General features: G+C 44.5%; 18 protein-coding genes, 1 rRNA gene and 1 other RNA gene. 18 read left to right on the top strand and 2 right to left on the bottom strand.

The window, feature by feature from the left end; all coding sequences use genetic code 11:
* Window positions 1-152: 152 nt before the first annotated feature.
* Window positions 153-267: ribosomal RNA gene (rrf, locus tag MHM89_RS18710) — 5S ribosomal RNA — on the top strand.
* Window positions 268-687: 420 nt separating this feature from the next.
* Here rrf and ssrS read toward each other — a convergent pair.
* Window positions 688-870, bottom strand: a non-coding RNA gene (gene ssrS / locus MHM89_RS18705) — 6S RNA.
* Between the two features lie 197 nt (window positions 871-1,067).
* On the opposite strand from ssrS, the gene MHM89_RS18700 reads away from it, so the two are divergent.
* Genes MHM89_RS18700 through MHM89_RS18685 form a run of 4 tightly spaced genes read left to right on the top strand, consistent with a single transcriptional unit; the run spans window position 1,068 to window position 5,294 of the window.
* A complete protein-coding gene (locus MHM89_RS18700) occupies window positions 1,068-1,631 on the top strand; it encodes a UPF0149 family protein (protein ID WP_022946246.1) in 564 nt (187 codons plus the stop codon).
* The gene (pepP, locus tag MHM89_RS18695) at window positions 1,631-2,941 is read left to right on the top strand and encodes a Xaa-Pro aminopeptidase (protein ID WP_239409459.1); all 1,311 of its coding nucleotides are present in this window, start codon (window positions 1,631-1,633) and stop codon (window positions 2,939-2,941) included. The genes MHM89_RS18700 and pepP overlap by 1 nt, the downstream gene beginning before the upstream one ends.
* A 3-nt stretch (window positions 2,942-2,944) precedes the next feature.
* Window positions 2,945-4,114, top strand: coding sequence for a 2-octaprenyl-6-methoxyphenyl hydroxylase (ubiH, locus tag MHM89_RS18690; protein WP_239409458.1), 1,170 nt, complete (start codon window positions 2,945-2,947; stop codon window positions 4,112-4,114).
* A 1-nt stretch (window position 4,115) separates the two neighbouring features.
* Window positions 4,116-5,294: an FAD-dependent oxidoreductase gene (locus tag MHM89_RS18685; protein WP_239409457.1), complete on the top strand. Its 1,179-nt coding sequence runs from the start codon at window positions 4,116-4,118 to the stop codon at window positions 5,292-5,294.
* Here the strand turns inward: MHM89_RS18685 and MHM89_RS18680 are convergent.
* On the bottom strand, window positions 5,291-6,136 hold the full coding sequence (locus tag MHM89_RS18680; RefSeq protein WP_045980655.1) for a LysR substrate-binding domain-containing protein: 846 nt from the start codon (window positions 6,134-6,136) through the stop codon (window positions 5,291-5,293). The two genes, MHM89_RS18685 and MHM89_RS18680, sit on opposite strands and share 4 nt — an antisense overlap.
* A gap of 130 nt (window positions 6,137-6,266) precedes the next feature.
* On the opposite strand from MHM89_RS18680, the gene MHM89_RS18675 reads away from it, so the two are divergent.
* The 13 genes from MHM89_RS18675 to MHM89_RS18615 all read left to right on the top strand — a co-directional run bounded on the left by MHM89_RS18675 (window position 6,267) and on the right by MHM89_RS18615 (window position 19,060).
* On the top strand, window positions 6,267-6,836 hold the full coding sequence (locus MHM89_RS18675; RefSeq protein WP_045980654.1) for a hypothetical protein: 570 nt from the start codon (window positions 6,267-6,269) through the stop codon (window positions 6,834-6,836).
* A gap of 167 nt (window positions 6,837-7,003) precedes the next feature.
* Entirely contained in the window at window positions 7,004-8,086 is a 1,083-nt protein-coding gene (gene gcvT / locus MHM89_RS18670; protein WP_022946240.1) for a glycine cleavage system aminomethyltransferase GcvT, read from the top strand.
* Between the two features lie 31 nt (window positions 8,087-8,117).
* On the top strand, window positions 8,118-8,507 hold the full coding sequence (gene gcvH / locus MHM89_RS18665; protein WP_022946239.1) for a glycine cleavage system protein GcvH: 390 nt from the start codon (window positions 8,118-8,120) through the stop codon (window positions 8,505-8,507).
* Between the two features lie 157 nt (window positions 8,508-8,664).
* Window positions 8,665-11,559: an aminomethyl-transferring glycine dehydrogenase gene (gene gcvP / locus MHM89_RS18660; RefSeq protein ID WP_045980653.1), complete on the top strand. Its 2,895-nt coding sequence runs from the start codon at window positions 8,665-8,667 to the stop codon at window positions 11,557-11,559.
* A gap of 190 nt (window positions 11,560-11,749) precedes the next feature.
* Complete coding sequence (locus MHM89_RS18655) at window positions 11,750-12,058, top strand: tyrosine-type recombinase/integrase (RefSeq protein ID WP_239409461.1); 309 nt, start codon at window positions 11,750-11,752, stop codon at window positions 12,056-12,058.
* Between the two features lie 176 nt (window positions 12,059-12,234).
* Window positions 12,235-13,200, top strand: a complete 966-nt coding sequence (locus MHM89_RS18650) for a CBASS oligonucleotide cyclase (protein WP_239409456.1) — start codon at window positions 12,235-12,237, stop codon at window positions 13,198-13,200.
* Between the two features lie 2 nt (window positions 13,201-13,202).
* The gene (locus tag MHM89_RS18645; protein ID WP_239409455.1) at window positions 13,203-13,712 is read left to right on the top strand and encodes a hypothetical protein; all 510 of its coding nucleotides are present in this window, start codon (window positions 13,203-13,205) and stop codon (window positions 13,710-13,712) included.
* Between the two features lie 6 nt (window positions 13,713-13,718).
* Complete coding sequence (locus tag MHM89_RS18640) at window positions 13,719-14,648, top strand: AAA family ATPase (RefSeq protein ID WP_239409460.1); 930 nt, start codon at window positions 13,719-13,721, stop codon at window positions 14,646-14,648.
* Window positions 14,645-15,370 (top strand): DUF6602 domain-containing protein, encoded by a 726-nt coding sequence (locus MHM89_RS18635; protein WP_239409454.1) that lies wholly within the window; start codon window positions 14,645-14,647, stop codon window positions 15,368-15,370. The genes MHM89_RS18640 and MHM89_RS18635 overlap by 4 nt, the downstream gene beginning before the upstream one ends.
* Before the next feature lie 356 nt (window positions 15,371-15,726).
* On the top strand, window positions 15,727-16,800 hold the full coding sequence (locus MHM89_RS18630; RefSeq protein WP_239409453.1) for an ABC-three component system protein: 1,074 nt from the start codon (window positions 15,727-15,729) through the stop codon (window positions 16,798-16,800).
* The gene (locus MHM89_RS18625) at window positions 16,788-17,243 is read left to right on the top strand and encodes an ABC-three component system middle component 2 (RefSeq protein ID WP_239409452.1); all 456 of its coding nucleotides are present in this window, start codon (window positions 16,788-16,790) and stop codon (window positions 17,241-17,243) included. The genes MHM89_RS18630 and MHM89_RS18625 overlap by 13 nt, the downstream gene beginning before the upstream one ends.
* Complete coding sequence (locus MHM89_RS18620) at window positions 17,240-17,767, top strand: AAA family ATPase (RefSeq protein WP_239409451.1); 528 nt, start codon at window positions 17,240-17,242, stop codon at window positions 17,765-17,767. The genes MHM89_RS18625 and MHM89_RS18620 overlap by 4 nt, the downstream gene beginning before the upstream one ends.
* Before the next feature lie 54 nt (window positions 17,768-17,821).
* Window positions 17,822-19,060, top strand: coding sequence for a hypothetical protein (locus tag MHM89_RS18615; protein WP_239409450.1), 1,239 nt, complete (start codon window positions 17,822-17,824; stop codon window positions 19,058-19,060).
* Window positions 19,061-19,698: the final 638 nt, after the last annotated feature.

Raw genomic sequence — 19,698 nt, 5'->3', positions numbered from 1 at the left:
CCCCATGCCGAACTCAGAAGTGAAACGGAACTGCGCCGATGATAGTGTGGGTTCGCCCATGTGAAAGTAGGTCATCACCAGGCTCCTAATTAGAGAGACCCGTTGCAGAAGTGCAGCGGGTTTTTTAGAGCGAAAAGAATTTTAAAGATTTTCCTGACGAACATAGCGTTTTGGAACCACCTGACTCCATGCCGAACTCAGAAGTGAAACGAAACAGCGTCGATGATAGTGTGGGTTCGCCCATGTGAAAGTAGAACATCGTCAGGGCCTTATTAAGAGAAACCCGTTGCAGAGATGCAGCGGGTTTTTTTATGCGTGTAGGCAAGGCTTCAGCCTTGCATCATCCTAGTCAGGGTAAACCCCGACCTACAACATAGCGCCACCGATCACCACACCTGTAGGCAAGGCTTTAGCCTTGTAGCAACTTTGTCAGGATTAATCCTGACCTACAACAGATCGAGACACCCGTTAGAGACTGTTTCCTGTAGGCAAGGCTTCAGCCTTGCATCATCCTAGTCAGGATAAATCCTGACCCACAACACAGCGGAACACTTATCACCATACCTGTAGGCAAGGCTTTAGCCTTGTAGCAACTTTGTCAGGGTAGAACCCTGACCTACAACAAAGCCTCTCTAAGGCTTAAAATTAAAATAGGGATTCTAGATATAAGGAAGTAATAAAGGAGGAGTGTTCCCCGGCGTTGCGGCTGCGAATATCAGCCCTTGAACCCTAAGGTTCAAGGCGGAAGACACCTGTAGACCGTAGGCTTCTCGGTACATGCCGAGCTTGCACAGTAGCCCACAAGATGTGTTCCTAATCAAAGTTTATCGGCTCAGGGACATCATTCGCTGGCCAACAAGCTAGGGAACTCTTTCAGTATATAAGACACAGGCCTAGGGATACAGCCTCAGTTACAAATTATCACGTCATTTGCTGTTAAAGTAAGCGAGAGCCTGATCAAGTGCTGGATATTTGATCGCTGTCATACAATACTGTGGAGTCGGCCTCGCAGCAGTGGTAGCATTAATAACTGTAATTTAAAATATTTCGTCATACGCGAGCCTATCATGAGCGACCAACGTACCTACCAACAAGCACAGCAACTTCTCGAGAGTAATGATATTTTTGTAATGCCGGCTGAAGTCCATGGCATTATCACTGGGTTGTTAGCCTGTGGTGTCGATATTGAAGAGAAAGACTACCAAGGGCTGTTGTGTGATGTGCTGAACGACGGTATCAGTTTTGAGAAAAACCTTAAACACTGGCTTAGTGAACTCTATACCCAGGTGGTAGAGAGTTTCACCAATGAACAGTTACAGTTTGAGATGCTATTGCCCGACGAAGAAGACAGCCTTATCGACCAAGCGAATGCCTTGGTTGCCTGGGTCAATGGCTTTTTACTTGGTTTTGGCTTAAAACAGCAGGACTACGGCAAGATCTCCGGCGATGTCAAAGAAGTGATCCAAGACTTCACTGAAATCAGCCGCCTCGATACCCACTTTGATGAAACAGAAGAAGATAAACAAGCATTACACGAAGTGCTTGAGTACGTGCGCGTATCGGCTATGTTGTGCTTCTCCGAACTGGGTAAGCATGAAAACACTGCACAAACATCAAAGACTTTACACTAATGACTATTAGCAAAAACGAATACCTAATGCGTCAGCAGCGGTTATTGGCGCAAATGAAAACTAATTCCGTGGCCCTGATCCCGGCGGCCAAAGAAATCACGCGCAGCCGCGACACCGAATTTCCGTTTCGCCAAGACAGCGACTTTTTCTATTTAACAGGGTTCAACGAACCAGATGCCATGTTGGTGCTGGTCAATGGCGAGCAGCAGAAGTCGATACTTTATTGTCGCGCCAAAGATAAAAGCGCTGAAATTTGGCATGGCCGACGCTTAGGCGCTGATGCCGCCAAACAGCAGCTGCCGGTGGATGAGGCTTATACCCTAGCGGAGCTGGAGCAAGGCCTGCTTGATGCCGTTAATCAAAAAAGTACCTTGTACTACGGTCAAGGTGTTTACAGTGACGTAGATAACCAAGTACTCGCGCTTTTAAACACCTTACGTGGCGCCCCCAAAAAAGGTTATCGCGCCCCTGAAGTGATCCGTGATATTCGCACTTTAGTACATGAAATGCGCCTGTTTAAATCAGACGCGGAAATAGCCATTATGCGCCGCGCTGCAAAAATTAGTGCCGAGGCTCATGAGCGCGCTATGCGTTTTGCAAAACCCGGTGCCACCGAGTACCAATTAGAGGCGGAGTTGCATCACCATTATGCTATGAATGGAGCTCGTCACCCCGCTTACGGCACTATTGTCGGCAGTGGTGACAATGCCACTATTTTGCATTACACCGAAAATGAGTCGACCTTAAAAGATGGCGACTTGATATTGATAGACTCGGGATGCGAGCTCGACGGTTATGCAGCCGATATCACCCGAACCTTCCCGGTTAATGGTCGCTTTAATGCTGCGCAAAAAGCCCTCTATCAAGTGGTACTGGATGCTCAGCTTGCCGCATTAGAGGTCGTTAAACCTGGAAACACCCTCGCGCAAGCAGCTAAAGTGGTAAACCGCATGTTGACCGAAGGGCTGGTGAAACTAGGTCTACTTGAAGGTAATGTCGATGAGCTTGTGGAAAGCCAAGCGTTTCGCGCGTTTTACATGCATGGTCTCGGCCACTGGTTAGGGCTCGACGTGCACGATGTGGGTGAATATAAAAAAGATGAGCAGGATCGTGAGTTTGCCCCTGGCATGGTGCTGACCATAGAGCCAGGTCTCTACATTGCCGAGGATGCGCTGGTGGCGGAGCAATATCGCGGTATTGGTATCCGTATCGAAGACGATGTTCTGGTGACAGAAAAAGGGCACGAAAACCTCAGTGCCAGCGTACCAAAAGACATTGCCGCTATAGAAGCATTAATGCAGGAGAGTTAAAGGGTGCAGCACACTGATGTTGTTATTGTTGGCGGTGGGCTTGTTGGAAGCACACTGGCTAACATTCTTATGCAGCAATGCCCCAAGCTGAGTATTGCTGTTATTGAAGCCCACGAATTACAAAGCTACCATCCCAGCTTTGATGATCGCTGTATCGCTTTGGCAGCGGATTCCGTGGCGTATTTGCAGCAACATCAGCTGTTTGACACCACTGTGGACTATGCCAGCGCGATCAAGCATGTGCAGGTCTCAGATCGTGGTCACTTTGGTAAAACGCAAATCCATCATCACGACTATCAGCTCGATGCATTGGGTTATGTTGTTGAGGTTCGCCCTTGGGGTCAGCGACTTACGCATGCCGCAAAAGAGCACAGCCAGTTAGCTTGGCATTGCCCGTCGCGCGTGAGTGATATAACACTGCATGCTGATTACAACTGCGTTACTCTTGATTGTGGCACGCAGTTAGGGGCTAAGCTAGTGGTGATAGCGGACGGTGCGCAGTCGCCAACGCGCTCATTAGTGCATATAGATTTTCCTACCACACAGTATGAGCAGCACGCGCTGATCGCTAACGTCCAAGTCCAAGGTGGGCACCACCACCATGCTTTTGAGCGCTTTACTGAGCACGGCCCTATAGCGCTGTTGCCTATGTCACAAAGCCGCTATTCATTAGTATGGTGCGATAATCCACAGAAGCTACACACCATGCAACAACTAAGTGCGGCGGAGTTTACCGCTGCCTTGCAACAGGAGTTTGGCTACCGAGCTGGGCTCTTTACCCAAGTGGGAGAGCGTAGCGTGTACCCGTTAAGCTTTGGCCAAGCACAAAGCCTGAGCAGCCATCGCACCGTGGTAATAGGAAATGCTGCCCACGCCATTCACCCTATCGCTGGGCAGGGTTTCAACCTTGGCCTGCGTGATATCAAAGAATTAGCGCAGCGTATTCGCTATGCTGATGCACATAGCTTGGGGAATTATCATTTTACTCAAGGTTACAGCCGTGCTCGTCTAAACGATGTTCGCCGAGTGATGCAGCTTACCGACTCGTTAGTGCGGCTGTTTTCCAATGGCTCGCGTACCCTTGCTTTAGGGCGTAGTGTTGGCCTCAGTACGATGCAATTATGTAGTTCGCTGCGCCAACCTCTAGCAAAACAATTGATGGGATTTAATTAATATGCACCAGGCAAAAGTAGCCATTGTTGGCGGTGGTTGTGTAGGCTTAAGCACGGCGCTGGCACTGAGCTTAAAAGGCATCTCTGTGGCCGTTATCGACGCCAAAGGTAGTAGTGAGCCGCTGAGTGAGGAGTTTGGGTTGCGCGTGAGTGCTATTAACCACGCCAGTGAAGCGCTATTTCGGGAGTTGGGTGTGTGGCAGGGTATAGCCGCGCAACGCATGACTCCTTACACGCAAATGGACGTGCGCGATAAAGATAGCTTTGCGCATATTCACTTTGCCAGCGAGGAGTACGATGTGAGCCATCTGGGTCATATCATCGAAAATGATGTGATCCACCGGGCATTGGTGGAAAAGCTAGAGCGCCAAGATAACGTTACCCTGCTTTTTAACACCGCCTATCAAGACATCCATCAAGGTGATAATAATGTGCTTATTACCTTAACCGATGGTACGCCGGTGATGAGTGAGCTGTTAATTGCCGCCGACGGGGCCAATTCGGGAGTACGCCAGCGCTTCAATCTGCCTATTACCTTTAAAGATTATGGTCATCATGCCCTGGTAGCCACAGTAAAAACGGCACAGCCCCATGATAACTGTGCGCGACAGGTATTTTTAAGCGACGGCCCGCTTGCCTTTTTACCACTGGCTGATCCCCAGTACCATTCTATTGTTTGGTCCTGCTCACCACAGCAGGCCGCCACTTACCAAAACATGAGTGAGCAAGAGTTCAATAAAGCCTTGTTTGCTGCGTTTGATGGTCAATGCGGATTATGCACCGTGCAATCAGCGCGAGCGGTGTTCCCGCTGACTATGCGCTATGCCCGGCAATGGGTGAAAGAACGTGTTGTGTTGGTTGGCGATGCCGCCCATACCATTCACCCTTTGGCAGGACTCGGCATGAACCTAGGCCTGCAAGATGCGGCACGACTGAGTGCGCTTATTAGTGACGCACTGACTGATTCAATGACCGCCACAGCGCGAGCATTGCGTACCTATGAGCGTGAGCGTAAGCTCGATGCGCAAAAGCACATTGCCACTATGGGCGCACTCAAAGGGCTGTTCGCAGGTGATAATCCAGTGAAAAAAATAGTGCGCGGCCTGGGCTTAAGCGCGGTTAACGAGATAGCGCCATTAAAGCAAGCTTTTGCTGAGCAAGCCCTAGGACAACGCCGTTAGCTCAATCGTAAAGTGATAAACTCGGCGAGTTTATCAATGGCTTGCAAAGACTCCTGACCACGTTTGATAAGGCTGATCCCAACCTGGCCCAGTGCCGGCAATACATCGGAGTTAGCGGTGTAGGGCAGCTCTTCGGGCACGGTTTTACGAGCGAGTACGGTAACCCCAAGCTGCTCTTTTATGGCTGCTGTGAGGCCGGTTAAATCGGCATTGGTGTAAACAATACGCCAAGATACACCGGCTTGCTCCAGCGCTTCAATCGCGCGGCGGCGATAAATACATCCCTGTGGCGCCACAACCAAGGTGACCGGCTCGGTAAGCTTAGCGGGGGTATTACCGACCCACACCAAATCATCTTGTAAAAAGCTCGGGTAATGCGGGTTGTCCAGTTGCTCCACTAGGGTGAGCACTAAATCAAATTCGTCACGATTACTCACATGCATCAACTGTTTGCTGAGCTCAGATTTTACTTCCAGTGAAACATCGGGGTACAACGACACAAAGTCACCGATGATAGCCGGTAAAATACTGGCGGCAAATTCACTGGGGATCCCCAAACGCACCTTACCGGTGATGGTTTCGTTACTAAACAACTGTAAAATGGCGTCATTATCTTTGAGCATTTGTTTTGCCAGCGGCAACAGTTGCTCGCCTTGATGGTTAAGAATCTGCCGTTGGCCTTGCTTTTTGAATAGCTTACGCCCGAGCAGCTCCTCTAAGCGCTTTATTTGCAAACTCACGGCGGGTTGCGACAGCCCGAGCAGCTCACCCGCTTTGGCGAAACCGCCGACTTCAACTACGGTCACTAGCGTGCGCAGACTGTCGGTAGGGATATTTTTCATATTAATAAAGCCAATTTAAAAGGTTTTATACATTGCAATTATTTATCAATCGATAAAAAATTACAATTTGTTGTTAATTTAGCCCAGCTCTATACTGCCCTCAGTTTAGTGCTAGGAAGTAGAAACAGCTATGGCTATTCAGTCGGTATTCTTTGCTCGCCATCAAGGCGTTAACAGTGCCTCGAGCAATACCTTTGTCAGTGCTCACGAACAAGTCATCGATTTAGGCGGCAGTGAAGTGCTGTTATTCTTAAAGAGTTTACGTGACTGTACCCTTAACTGGGCCAAGCAGCCAGGCATGGCAGTTCGTTACCAGCTTGATACAGTGAGCTTTGATGCCTTTTTCTTTAGCGACAGCGCATTGCGTCTAGTGACCACAGAAGCAGATAAATTGATGCCCATACTCAATAGCGCCAGCGAGCGTTTTGATGTTGACGTATTACCGCGCCCAGAGTTACAAAGCCTCCATTTTCAGGGCCCGGCAGCCTGCGACTTTCTGCAACACCAGTTTAGTTTGTTTAGCGGCATGGCCCTTGGTCGTGTTGAGCAACATTACGGTGTGCAACGAAATGATTATTTTGTTGTTGCCAGTGCCGCCGAGCAACAGTTCTACCGCGTATTTGCGCGCAGTTCAGCGCTTGATACACTCAAGCAGCAACTTGTTGATGCACACTTTAACCCCAAGGCTGATGCAGCCTAGTGTGAGTACAACATAGTGTACGCATTACTGTTTTAATGTGTGAAAAGTAAATGTTAATTTGGGTGCCAGCGGCGCATAACTTATGTATAATCGCGGCCCATGTTATTCCCCCTCGAACAACGAGGCCACGCCCACCATACTGGGTTTGTAAAACGTGAAGGAATATTATGTCTTCTAAAACACCTCTACACGCCAAGCACCTTGAAGCAGGTGCTAAAATGGTCGATTTCCACGGCTGGGATATGCCGATTAACTACGGTTCGCAAATCGAAGAACACAAAGCGGTGCGCACTGATGCCGGTATGTTCGACGTATCACATATGACCATTGTTGACGTGCAAGGCGATGACGCCAAGGCATTTTTGCAAAAGCTGGTTGCCAATGATGTTGCTAAACTGACAGTAGCAGGCAAAGCTTTGTACACCGGAATGCTTAACGAGCAGGGCGGTGTAGTGGATGACCTAATCATTTACTACTTCAGCGAGAATGAATATCGCCTTGTTGTTAATTCAGCGACTCGCGACAAAGATTTGGCGCACATGGCTAAAGTAGCGGACGGCTTCAGTGTGACCGTGACCGAGCGTCCAGAATACGCCATGATTGCCGTACAGGGTCCTAATGCTAAAGCCAAAACGGCCACTATCTTAAGCGCCGAGCAGCAGCAAGCCGTTGCTGATATGAAGCCGTTTTTTGGTGTTCAAGCGGGTGATTTATTTATCGCTACAACAGGCTATACTGGCGAAGATGGTTACGAAATTGTCGTCCCTAACGAGCAAGCAGCCGAGCTATGGCAGCAACTGCTTGATGCCGGTGTTGCCCCAGCAGGCTTGGGTGCTCGTGATACCTTGCGCCTAGAAGCTGGTATGAACCTATACGGTCAAGATATGGATGAGAGCGTTTCGCCATTGGCTGCGAACATGGCTTGGACCATCGCTTGGGAACCTGCTGAGCGTCAATTCGTAGGCCGTGAGGTCGTTGAACAGCAGCGCGCCGAAAAGAGCACTCATAAGCTGGTTGGCTTAGTGCTGGAAGAAAAAGGCGTGTTACGTGGTGGCTTAAAAGTAGTGAGCGATGCCGGCGAAGGGGTGATCACCTCGGGTTCGTTCTCACCAACGCTTGGTCACAGTATTGCCCTTGCTCGCGTACCGCGTGACATCGGCGAGACCGCGCAGGTAGAAATGCGTAAAAAATTAGTCAATGTTAAAGTGGTTAAACCTTGCTTTGTGCGTCAAGGTAAAGCCGTAGTATAAGAATTTAAACTTAACACCAAAGGAACAGATAATGAGCAACATTCCAAGCGAGTTAAAGTACGCCCCGTCACACGAATGGGTTCGTCCTGAAGGCGACGGCACTTTCACTGTAGGTATCACCGAGCACGCGCAAGAGCTTTTGGGTGATATGGTATTCGTAGAGCTGCCTGAAGTGGGCGATGAAGTTGACGCTGGCGAAGACTGTGCCGTTGCAGAGTCTGTTAAAGCAGCTTCAGACATTTACGCGCCAATTGGTGGTGAAATTGTTGCCATTAACGAAGAGTTAGAAGACGCACCAGAAACGGTCAACAATGACTCTTACGGTGACGGCTGGTTGTTCCGCATTAAAGCCTCTGACGAATCAGAGCTGAGCAACCTGCTTGATGCCGAAGCGTATCAAAATAGCATCGACGACGAATAAGCGTCGGTAGGGCCCCGGCCCCAAAAAGCCCCGTTTCGGGGCTTTTTAAGTTGTGCCGCCATATCGGCACCTTTACAGGTTTAGTGACGTGCCTGCATGTAGGCCATAACCCCTCACTAGGCCGCGTTAATTTCTTGGATCATAGGAATCTGGACACATGTCAAATGCCAAATCTCTTGAGCAGTTAGAGCAAAAGCAAGATTTTATTCGTCGTCATATTGGCCCAAGCCCGGCGCAAATGAGCGACATGCTAAGCGCTCTTGGAGTATCGAGTGTTGAACAGCTGATGGAACAAACCGTTCCTGCCAGCATTCGTCTTGAGAACGGCCTGCAAATTGGTGAAAGCCGCACTGAGGTTGAAACGCTGAGCTACTTAAAGTCAGTAGCGAGCAAAAACAAAGTATTTAAATCTTACATTGGTCAGGGCTATCACCCCACCCATGTACCTCATGTGATCCTGCGTAACGTTTTGGAAAACCCAGGATGGTACACAGCCTATACACCTTATCAGCCAGAGATTGCGCAAGGGCGTTTGGAGTCACTATTAAACTTCCAAACTATGTCGATGGATTTGACTGGCCTAGATTTAGCGAGCGCTTCTTTGCTCGATGAAGCAACGGCGGCAGCTGAGGCCATGGCGCTTGCTAAGCGTGTTGCCAAAGCGAAAAAAGCGAACAGCTTCTTTATCGCCGACGATGTGCACGTACAAACCATCGATGTGGTTAAAACTCGTGCCGAGCAATTTGGTTTTGACATTATCATTGGCCCTGCTCAGGAAGCGGCTAACCATGACATCTTTGGTGCCTTATTCCAGTACCCAACAACCAGTGGTGAAGTCGTTGACTTAACTGATCTTATCGCGGCGGTACAAGACAAAAAAGCACTGGCCTGTGTTGCAGCAGACATCATGGCCCTGATGCTACTTAAAGCGCCGGGTAAACTAGGTGCCGACGTAGTACTTGGTTCAGCGCAGCGCTTTGGTGTGCCAATGGGTTATGGTGGCCCTCACGCCGCTTTCTTCACCACACGTGACAAATACAAGCGTTCATTGCCAGGTCGTATCATCGGTGTATCAAAAGACCGCCTTGGTAATGATGCACTGCGCATGGCGATGCAAACTCGTGAGCAGCATATCCGCCGTGAAAAAGCCAACTCAAACATTTGTACTGCACAGGTGTTACTGGCGAACATGGCAGCGTTCTACGCGGTTTACCACGGTCCAGAAGGCCTTAAAACCATCGCCGAGCGTATCCACCGCTTTGCTGACATTCTAGCTGCTGGGCTTAAGGAGAAAGGCGTCACGCTTAAGCACGACACTTGGTTCGACACCATCACGGTTGTGGCACAGAACAAAGAAGAGGTGGTTGCACGTGCAGTGGCTGCTGAAGTGAACTTTGCCACCAACCACGCGGGCGAGTATTCGGTATCGGTGTCTGAGACCACCACTCGTGAAGACATTGTTGAACTATTCGATATCATTCTGGGTGAAGGTCATGGCCTTGATGTGGCAGCCCTTGACGCACAAATCAGCGCCAATGGTTCGCAGTCTATCCCAGCTAGCCTAGTACGTGATGACGAAGTGCTAACGCACCCGAACTTCAACTCGTACCATAGTGAAACAGAAATGCTGCGCTACATTAAGCGCCTAGAGAATAAAGACTTAGCGCTTAACCACTCAATGATCTCTTTAGGTTCATGCACCATGAAGCTAAACGCGACCGCCGAGATGATCCCGATTACGTGGCCGGAGTTTGCAAACTTGCACCCATTCTGCCCGCTGGATCAAGCCGAAGGCTATCAGATCATGATTGGTGAGCTGCACGACTGGCTGGTTGATATTACTGGCTACGATGCCGTATCAATGCAGCCAAACTCCGGTGCTCAGGGTGAGTACGCAGGCCTTATCGCCATTCGTAAATACCACGAGTCACGCGGCGAAGGTCACCGTAACGTATGCTTGATCCCAAGCTCTGCCCACGGTACTAACCCTGCTTCAGCGCAAATGGCGAGCATGAAAATTGTTGTTGTTGATTGCGATAAGCAAGGTAACGTCGATATGGACGACCTGAAAGCCAAAGCGGCCGAGGTATCGGAAAATCTATCTTGCATCATGATCACTTACCCATCGACGCACGGTGTATACGAAGAAACCATTCGTGATATTTGTGATATCGTGCACCAGCACGGCGGCCAAGTCTATATGGACGGCGCCAACATGAATGCACAGGTGGGGGTCACAAGCCCGGGCTCAATTGGCTCTGATGTATCGCACCTAAACCTGCATAAGACCTTCTGTATTCCGCACGGTGGCGGTGGCCCAGGTGTGGGTCCAATCGGTGTTAAATCGCACCTTGCGCCATTTATGCCAAATCACAGCGTGATCAACGTGCCTGGCACGAGTGTTGATAATGGCGCGGTATCAGCGGCGCCTTATGGCTCAGCGGCGATTCTACCTATCTCATGGGCATACATTGCTATGATGGGCAGCGAAGGCTTGCGCCAAGCGACCGAAACCGCCATTGTTAATGCTAACTACCTTGCGCAGACACTTAGCGAGCACTTCCCAATTTTATACCGTGGCCGTAATGACCGTGTTGCACACGAGTGTATTATTGACCTGCGTCCTTTAAAAGACGCCACGGGCATCAGTGAAATGGACGTCGCCAAACGCCTACAGGACTATGGTTTCCACTCACCAACTATGTCGTTCCCGGTTGCCGGCACCTTAATGGTTGAGCCGACAGAGTCGGAATCAAAAGTTGAGATTGATCGCTTTATCGAAGCGATGGTGGCAATTAAAGGCGAAATCGAGAAGATCGCCTCGGGTGAATGGTCTATCGAAGATAACCCACTGGTGAATGCTCCGCATACCCAAGCCGATGTACTAAGCAGCGACTGGAACCGTGCATATGACCGCTTCGAAGCGGCCTTCCCAGTACCGAGTGTGGCAAAAGATAAGTTCTGGCCAACGGTGACCCGTATCGATGACGTATACGGCGACCGTAACCTACTGTGCTCTTGCCCAGCGGTAGATACGTATCGCGACGAGTAATTGGTGTTGTGATCATGTAATTAAGTGGGTTAACGTTTTAATTAAGATGGTTAACTTATTTAAGTGGGTTAACACAACTTTCAAAAGGTGAGCATTTTGCTCACCTTTTTTGTTTTGACTATCAGATATATTACTCTCTACTTCAATTTAGTTGGTTCGCGTTCACGGCAAAGGTAAAAAAGAACGTTTGGTGCCAATCTGTTTGCGTGGATGTGAGTGGTTAGTTTTTTATATTGATAAGATTCGCACAATGTTTGCCTTCATCGGATCTGGAAAGGCACTGTTTATGGTTTACAAAGGCAAACTCTATGTGCCGGGTAAGTTGTCTGATATGGCATCTCAGTATGCCAAACTTGCAGGTCTTGACCGTAGTGGGGCGTGCCACCTATACCGACACAACACAGCGACAACGATGTTAGATAATGGCGATGATCTTCGCCACATTCAAGAAATGCTGGGGCAGCTAGCATCCTTACTACACAATTTTATACTCACGTAACTCGTAAAAAGTTATCTGAAGTTTACGAAGCAACTCACCCTTCTGCTGAAGGTGGTAGCGGGTTGTTTTGATACGCATTCTGCTATCTAAAAATAAAGTTGCTCTTTAGGATTGATAAATTTTTAACCAATCCCAATAACTCTATTATTGATACTAATAATAAGTAAGGGGAAAGGATGTCACTGGAGCATGTGAATCATAAAACATTATGCGATTTTGCAAAGGATAAGGTCAATTTGCCCAAAGACAGGGCTGATAAGTTTCGCAAACAAGCTCGTAATCTTCGTGAAAAGTTGCAGGATTATTTGAAGGAGCACCCAGACTTTGCTTTAAAACGAATGCAGTTATCAGGTAGCTTGGCAAAAGGGACTGCACTTAGGTCACTAAATGATATTGATGTAGCTGTTTACATTGGTGGCGTTGATTCAAATATAGCCTTGAATGATCTGCTTGATTACTTGGAAGAAAAAATTCGAAAAGCGTATCCCAACTTTAGTTATGATCAGATTAAAAGACAAACATACAGCATATGTGTATCGTTTAAAGGCAGCGGTTTAGACGTTGACCTTGTGCCAATAATATATGAAGGAAAGGCTGATTGGCGTGGATACTTAGTGAGCCAAATGGATGGTTCATATTTAGAGACAAGCATTCCCCTTCATTTAGAGTTTGCAAAAAAGAGAAAAGACCAACAACCAGAGCACTATGCGCAAATTGTAAGGTTGGTTAAATTCTGGGCTAGGAAGCAGAAAAATGAAATAGATGGGTTCAGGTTTAAGTCGTTCATGATCGAAATGATATTAGCGAAGTTGAGTGATAATGGTGTCGATTTTTCTGATTATGTCGAGGCACTTCAAGCGTTTTTCACTTACATTGTTAAATCGAATTTAGATCAAAAAATAATCTTTGAAGATTATTATAAAGCTTCTGAAGTAAAAGATTTTAGCGATCCAATTCAGATAATTGATCCTGTAAATACAGAAAATAATGTCAGTAGCTTGTATACACGACATCAGGCAGATCTGATTGTCAATGCGGCTATGGATGCTGGTGATGCAATAGACGCGGCTGAGTTCGCTCCAACCAAAACACTTACAGTCCAATATTGGCAATCGGTCTTTGGGCCATCGTTTACGGGGTAATTATGAGTAGTAGCTATACGTCAACATCAACCAATACATTTACAATTACCCATGCCCGCCATATGTCAGCTAAAGTGTCGGCAGATTTAAGGAGAATGCAGCGTTTTTATGGTAAGCCATCATCAAAGCAAATAGAGGATTTTGAAGAAGAAGTTGCTCAACTGATAAAAAATGGATATCTAGACACGGTAACATTTGGATTTCAACGAGATGATAAATGGATTGAACCTACTTTTAGTTATACAGCTAGCCAAATAAGTAATGGTGTTGATGATGTACCCGGAGCGCTAAGGGCAAATGCAGATGTAAGCAATGCCTACTTTTGTAGTTATCTTACTTACACTAATAAATTCTTTGAACTCAACCAAAATGAACGAGACAGCTTTAAGAAAACTTTGCCAGTTCAGAGGGTTACAGGTGATGAACCCAGTACATCCGGTTACTATGAAAGTGATAAAACGTATTCATCTGGTGAGCAAAGTTTATCCAGAAAATCATTAAGGAGTTATTAAGTCGTGATGACAACCGAAGTAAATAGTCTGTTTGAAAATAGTCGGCAATTTCCCGATTATGAAGCACAAATGAGGTTAGATCGATTAATCGGCTTAGATGACTATAAAATCAGGTTAACTAAAATGTTGTCCGTTCTTATTGATCCGCGTTCTATGGAGCAGTGGTTGAATAAATTCCACGGGGATCATTATGAAGTTTTAGAGCCGATATTAAGCAGGCCACCTCTAATAGTACTTGCTGGAGATGTTGGTTCAGGAAAAACAGCATTAGCAGAAAACATAAGTGATAAGGTAGCTCGGCTAAACAAGATAGATATTACTTTGCTACCGCTTAGCTTGTCGTCCAGAGGGCAAGGTCGAGTGGGTGAAATGACTCAATTAGTTTCTAGTGCTTTTCAACAAACAAAAGATTTGGCTAAAAAGTATAAGAGTGAATCAGGAAAATCTAGAGGAGCTGTCATACTTCTAATCGATGAAGCTGATGCGCTGGCACAATCGAGAGAATCCGAACAAATGCACCATGAGGATCGGGCTGGAGTTAATGCATTTATCAGGGGGATTGATTCATTGGCGAGTGATGTCTTACCTGCCGCAGTAATCATGTGTACCAATAGGTTAGACGCCTTAGACCCTGCGGTTAAAAGAAGAGCTGCTGAGATTTTGCCTTTCAAGAGACCAAGTGCAGAGCAGCGCAAATCTGTATTAGAGCAAACATTAGTTCCATTCGGTTTAGATAATGGAACTATTGAAAAAATTGTTGAGATAACTGGGGAAACAAGCGAGAAAACATATGGTTTTTCGTTTTCAGATATCACTCAACGGCTTGTCCCCTCGATCATTTTGGATGCATTCCCAAATAAGCCAGTTACTAAAGAGAGGGCTATTGAAGTTACATTATCAATTCAACCTACACCTCCATTCGGGGGCAGTAAATGAGCAATGATATTTGGTTAAAAGGAGTTTTTGAGGATGTGCAAAAAGATCTTCACCATGATTTATACCGGGCTTCGCGAGGTGTGGAACATGCTCCGACAAAAGGGGATATCCATGAAGGTAGTTGGATAGATGTACTACGTGATTACTTGCCAAAGCGATATGGGGTAGATAAAGCAATTATAATTGATAGCAAGGGAAACAAAAGTGATCAAATAGATATTGTAATTTTCGATCCGCAGTACACTCCGATGTTATTAATTCAACAAAGCCACAAATATATTCCTGCCGAGGCAGTGTATGCTGTATTTGAATGTAAACCGACTATTAGCAAAGAATATTTGGAATACGCTGGAAATAAAGCAAGCTCAGTCCGAAATCTCATTAGAACAAGTGTACCGATAGCAACTGCATCAGGAACTTTACCACCTAAAACACCACACACTATCATTTGCGGTATATTGGCCGCGAGATGCGATTGGGTTGAAGGAGTAAAAAGTAAGTCATTTGACAATAACTTACCAACCACGGCAAATAGCTTGTTAGATATAGGGTGTTCTCTTGAAGGTGGTACTTTTGTTAGTGAAAGTAGTGGACTTGATAAGCATCAATCAAACAATAATCTAATGTATTTCTTGTTTAATTTATTAGCTAAGCTTCAAACCTTAGGAACTGTTGCAGCTATAGATTGGAAAGCTTATGCCAACATTTTGAGAGAGGATTAATTAATCCATTTCTTTGGATCGTAGTTCGTACTAAATTATATGTAGGCACGACACTATGATCCAAAGATAGGTTGTTTCTATTCGAAATTCGTGATTGTGCAACCACTCACATGCTTGAGGGCAGTGCCGAGATTTGCCAAATCTAAGAATATTTAGGTTATGCCGACATCTCGACTAGGATGGTTTATACCCACGTAACCAACCGCAAACTTGAACGCGCTTGCGAGTAATCGACCCCTGCTGCTAGATAACATCAATGCAAATTTAATGCTTGTTTTAACGGTATATTTTTTAAGTGAAATATAGGAAGATAATAAACAGAATAATAATTTTAAATTTGGATGACTTATATATAGATGGAACTAGAAAACGAGATCCCACCCCCAAAAAGTGCCAATGCTCCCTTGTCGGCAGTATCAGCTTTAGCTGGCGAAGTCATATCGCCATTAAAGCGATTACAGCATATGGACGAAGACGATTGGGAAGAATTTACTTGTGAACTAGCAACTTATTGGAAAACACAATATTTGCGAGTCAATCGGGTTGGGGGAGCTGGTGATATGGGGCGTGATGTTATTGCTTACACTCCAGATGGAAGTTGGGAAAATTTTCAGTGTAAATATTACAGCTCACCATTGAATTTGACAGATGTTCTTTTAGAAATTGGTAAGCTTTGCTACCACTCTCATCAAGGGCATTTTTCTATGCCTGCAAAATATTACTTTGTTGCTAAGAGTGGCTTAAATGGTGCTAGCCTTAATGCTCTTAAAGATTCTAATAAGCTGAAAGCAGAACTTATTTCTGGTTGGGATAAAAAGTGTAAAGACAAAATCACCAAGAAAAATAGTGTAAGGCTAGAAGGTGATTTTCTTAAATTTGTTGAGCATGATGTTGATTTTACAATATTTGATCAAATTCCACAGTTGAAGCTTATCGAATTACATAAAAATCATACTCCTTATTACATAAGGAGATTTGGAGCATCAGAGTTTGATCGACCAGCCCCTGCAACACCTCCAAATGATATTCAAAGTAATGAATTGAAATATATTGCAGAGTTATTAAAGGCAATAGAGTCTATAGAATCTCAGGTGAATTCTGTTGATGATTTAGAAGCCTTTCCTGAGTTTTTGACGGAACTAAAAAGTGCGCGTAAAAACTTCTATTCAGCAGAAAGCTTAGAAAAATTTTCCAGAGACTCAATGCCTCCTGATACATACGAAAATTTGCTTGAAGATTGTTATGAAGCAATTTCTAGCCTTGTTCTGATGGTTCACAACAATGGCTGGGATAAATATTTGGCTATATCGAGTCACGTAACACAAGTTTCATTTTCATCGCATCCATTAAATCTATACATGAGTATTCGTGATAAGAAAGGCGCTTGCCATCAATTAGTGAATAAAGGATCTTTAAAATGGAACAAGTAAAACTTAAAGCCCCTCAGATATTTAATAGCGATGTTGAATTGGCAACTAGAGCCGCACTAATACTGTCGAGTATGGAAGGTGAGAAATTCGACATAGATGAATTGGTCTTATTAGATTACGCGCTATTGTATTCAAGCGAATTTAATGGGCCATCAAACCTTCATCCTGCTGTCCCAAATCATTTGGCAGAAATTGCACAACGGAGAGAGCTGCTACCTAAGTCGCTTTTGTTTTTTATTAAAAAAGGGCTAATTGATGTTCACTATGATGAAAGTGGAAAATCTTTTTGTGCGAATGAAAATACAAATAGCTTTGTTAGCTGCTTAAATTCGAGCTATTTCATCAAAATTTGGGAACGATTAAGTTGGTTGTCTGAGCATTACAATCGGATTATCCAGATACCAATAATGGAGTTAAGAAAAGGAGTATCTAGTTCGGCATGATTATTAAAAGAATATCCGTAATAGGAAAAGGCAAACCGAAGGCTGAACTTTGCTTCGATAAAGGACTCAATGTTGTTGCTGGTGCATCTGATACTGGTAAGTCATATGTCATAAAGTGTTTTCAGTATATTTTTGGTGGTGAAGAACCTCCTAAAAATATTGTCGAAGCTAAAGGCTACAATACCGTTGAAACAGAAATTCAAGTTGACGAAAATGAAAGCTTTATTCTTCGAAGGGAGATATCAGCTACCAAACCTAAAGTTACTCTAATTGAACTTGAGCCTGATGGTACAGAATCAGAAACAATCGTTTTAAACCCAAGCCACAAAGGAAAAAATAATCTATCGGCACATATACTCGGAAAATTGGGCTTAAACGACAAAGTATTAGTAAACGGTGTACAGAGTTTAAAAACCTCTTCTTTGACATTGCGCGTACTGAGTAAATTATTTTTGGTCGATGAAGGACGGATAATTACCGAATCTTCACCTCTGGGTGAAGGCCAGCGAGAGTATACTCAATAAACATCACTACTTAAAACTTTACTCACTGGTGCAGATGATTCAGTGGTTAAAGAGTTGAAACAACAACAAGATACAGAAGGAGCTGTAGAATCGCGTGTCAAAGCTTTGGAGGAATATGTTGCCAAGAAATTTTCTAACCATGAAGAAGTAAAGTCCACAACAGAAAAGTTAGACTCAGAACTGAATGAGTTAGAGGAATCTTTATCTAAGGCTCAAGACGAACTAACCGCTCTGGTTGAAGCCAATAGTGAACTTGATTCTAAAAGAAATAAATTCAGGGGTGAGCTAAGTAAATTACGTGAATCAGAAAAAGAAAACCTTCTACTACAGGGGAGATTTAGCCTTTTAATTGAGAAATATAACTCAGACTTGGAAAGGTTAGAGGCAGGAGCTGAAGCCGCTTCTTTTGTTGAGCTATACGAGATGGCGAATTGCCCTACTTGCGGACAAGAGTTTGAACAAGAAAAAGATGTAAAAGAGCTAAAGCAATTAGTGCAAAGCACTGAGGCGGAAATTAATAAAAATAAATTTCAAGTCAAAGGGTTAACTGATTCAATTGAGGATCTAAAGCAAGAGTATCAAATTCTTGCAAAAGAGATAGTTCAAAAAGAAGCAGCAGTTAAAGAGCTATCGGAAATCATCGAAGGGAATATATCTTCGAAGTTTAAGGACTATAACGTAGCTATTCGGCTATTAAATAGTAAAAAGAATGAATTTTTAAAACAAAGAGCCATAGTGGATTCTCGTGAAAGCTTATTGAAAGAAATAGGTGAATTGCGTGTCCAGCTTGAGGACAGAACTGCAAAATACGTATTTCCTGATTTTAGTGCCGAGTTAACAGCCTTGTGTAAGAACATTAGTGCAATCTTACAGCGTTGGTCATTTCCAGGACATGAAGACGTTTCTTTTGATATGAAAACTAGGGATTTAGTAATTGGTGGTAAGCCAAGGTCCCATTTTGGTAAAGGATACCGAGCAATTTCGTATGCAGCTTTTTCACTAGGCTTAATGGAATATTTGTCTAATTTTGAACGCCATCCAAAATTTGTAATTCTGGATTCTCCCTTGACCACTTATCGAGCGGGTGACAATGATGTGAATGATGATGAGGTTCAACTACATAAAGATATGATTTTTGCTTTCTACATTGATCTTTGTGATTCGTTTAAAGATAAGCAAATAATCGTGTTTGAGAACCAAGAGCCAGATGAAGATTTGAAACCAAAAATGACTTACTACCACTTTTCTAAGAACAAGGAAATTGGTCGATATGGATTCTTTCCAGTAGTATAAGTTAAGGATCGTAAATCCGCTGTATCAATATGAACAGTCGGATTTACGATCCAACGCTAGGTAGGTTCTTACAGGCTCCGACTAACTGCTTATCATCCATAACAGCAACAATGTACCAATTTTTTAACGTGGTGTTCATAAGCTACCCTCGCTTTTTGCTTGATTATTTATGGTAGATAAATATGGATATGAAAACATATCTAATGCGTGCGTCTCATCTTGAACTTTTTCAGGTTAAATTCGCCACTATGATACGCGGCATGAGAAGATCATGATACGAAATGTATTTATTTAATCAATATTTGATCTTTAATCGATAACTACGAGAAATATGCATATTTGTATACTCAAAAAATATCACAAAATATTTTATGTTTTTTCAGTTGTTTATGGGGTCAAAATAATTAATAGAAAATTATAATATTTATTTTCATAAATATTAATTCTTTACTTTTCAGTGTGTTATACATATTTGCAAGTTGAATTGATCAAAATTGAGATTGACCTTTCTCCCAAAATTAACACCATGACTTTGATGAGATTTCTAATAAACTGGAGACAATGGAGATCTCAAAATGAAAAAACGTTACACCGAAGAACAAATTATCCGAGCAATCAAACAACATGAAGCTGGCGCT

Source organism: Pseudoalteromonas sp. CNC9-20 (assembly GCF_022347875.1).
GTDB lineage: Bacteria > Pseudomonadota > Gammaproteobacteria > Enterobacterales > Alteromonadaceae > Pseudoalteromonas > Pseudoalteromonas ruthenica.
Note: the sequence above shows the minus strand (reverse complement) of the source record. Positions and strands in the feature narration are given on the sequence as shown.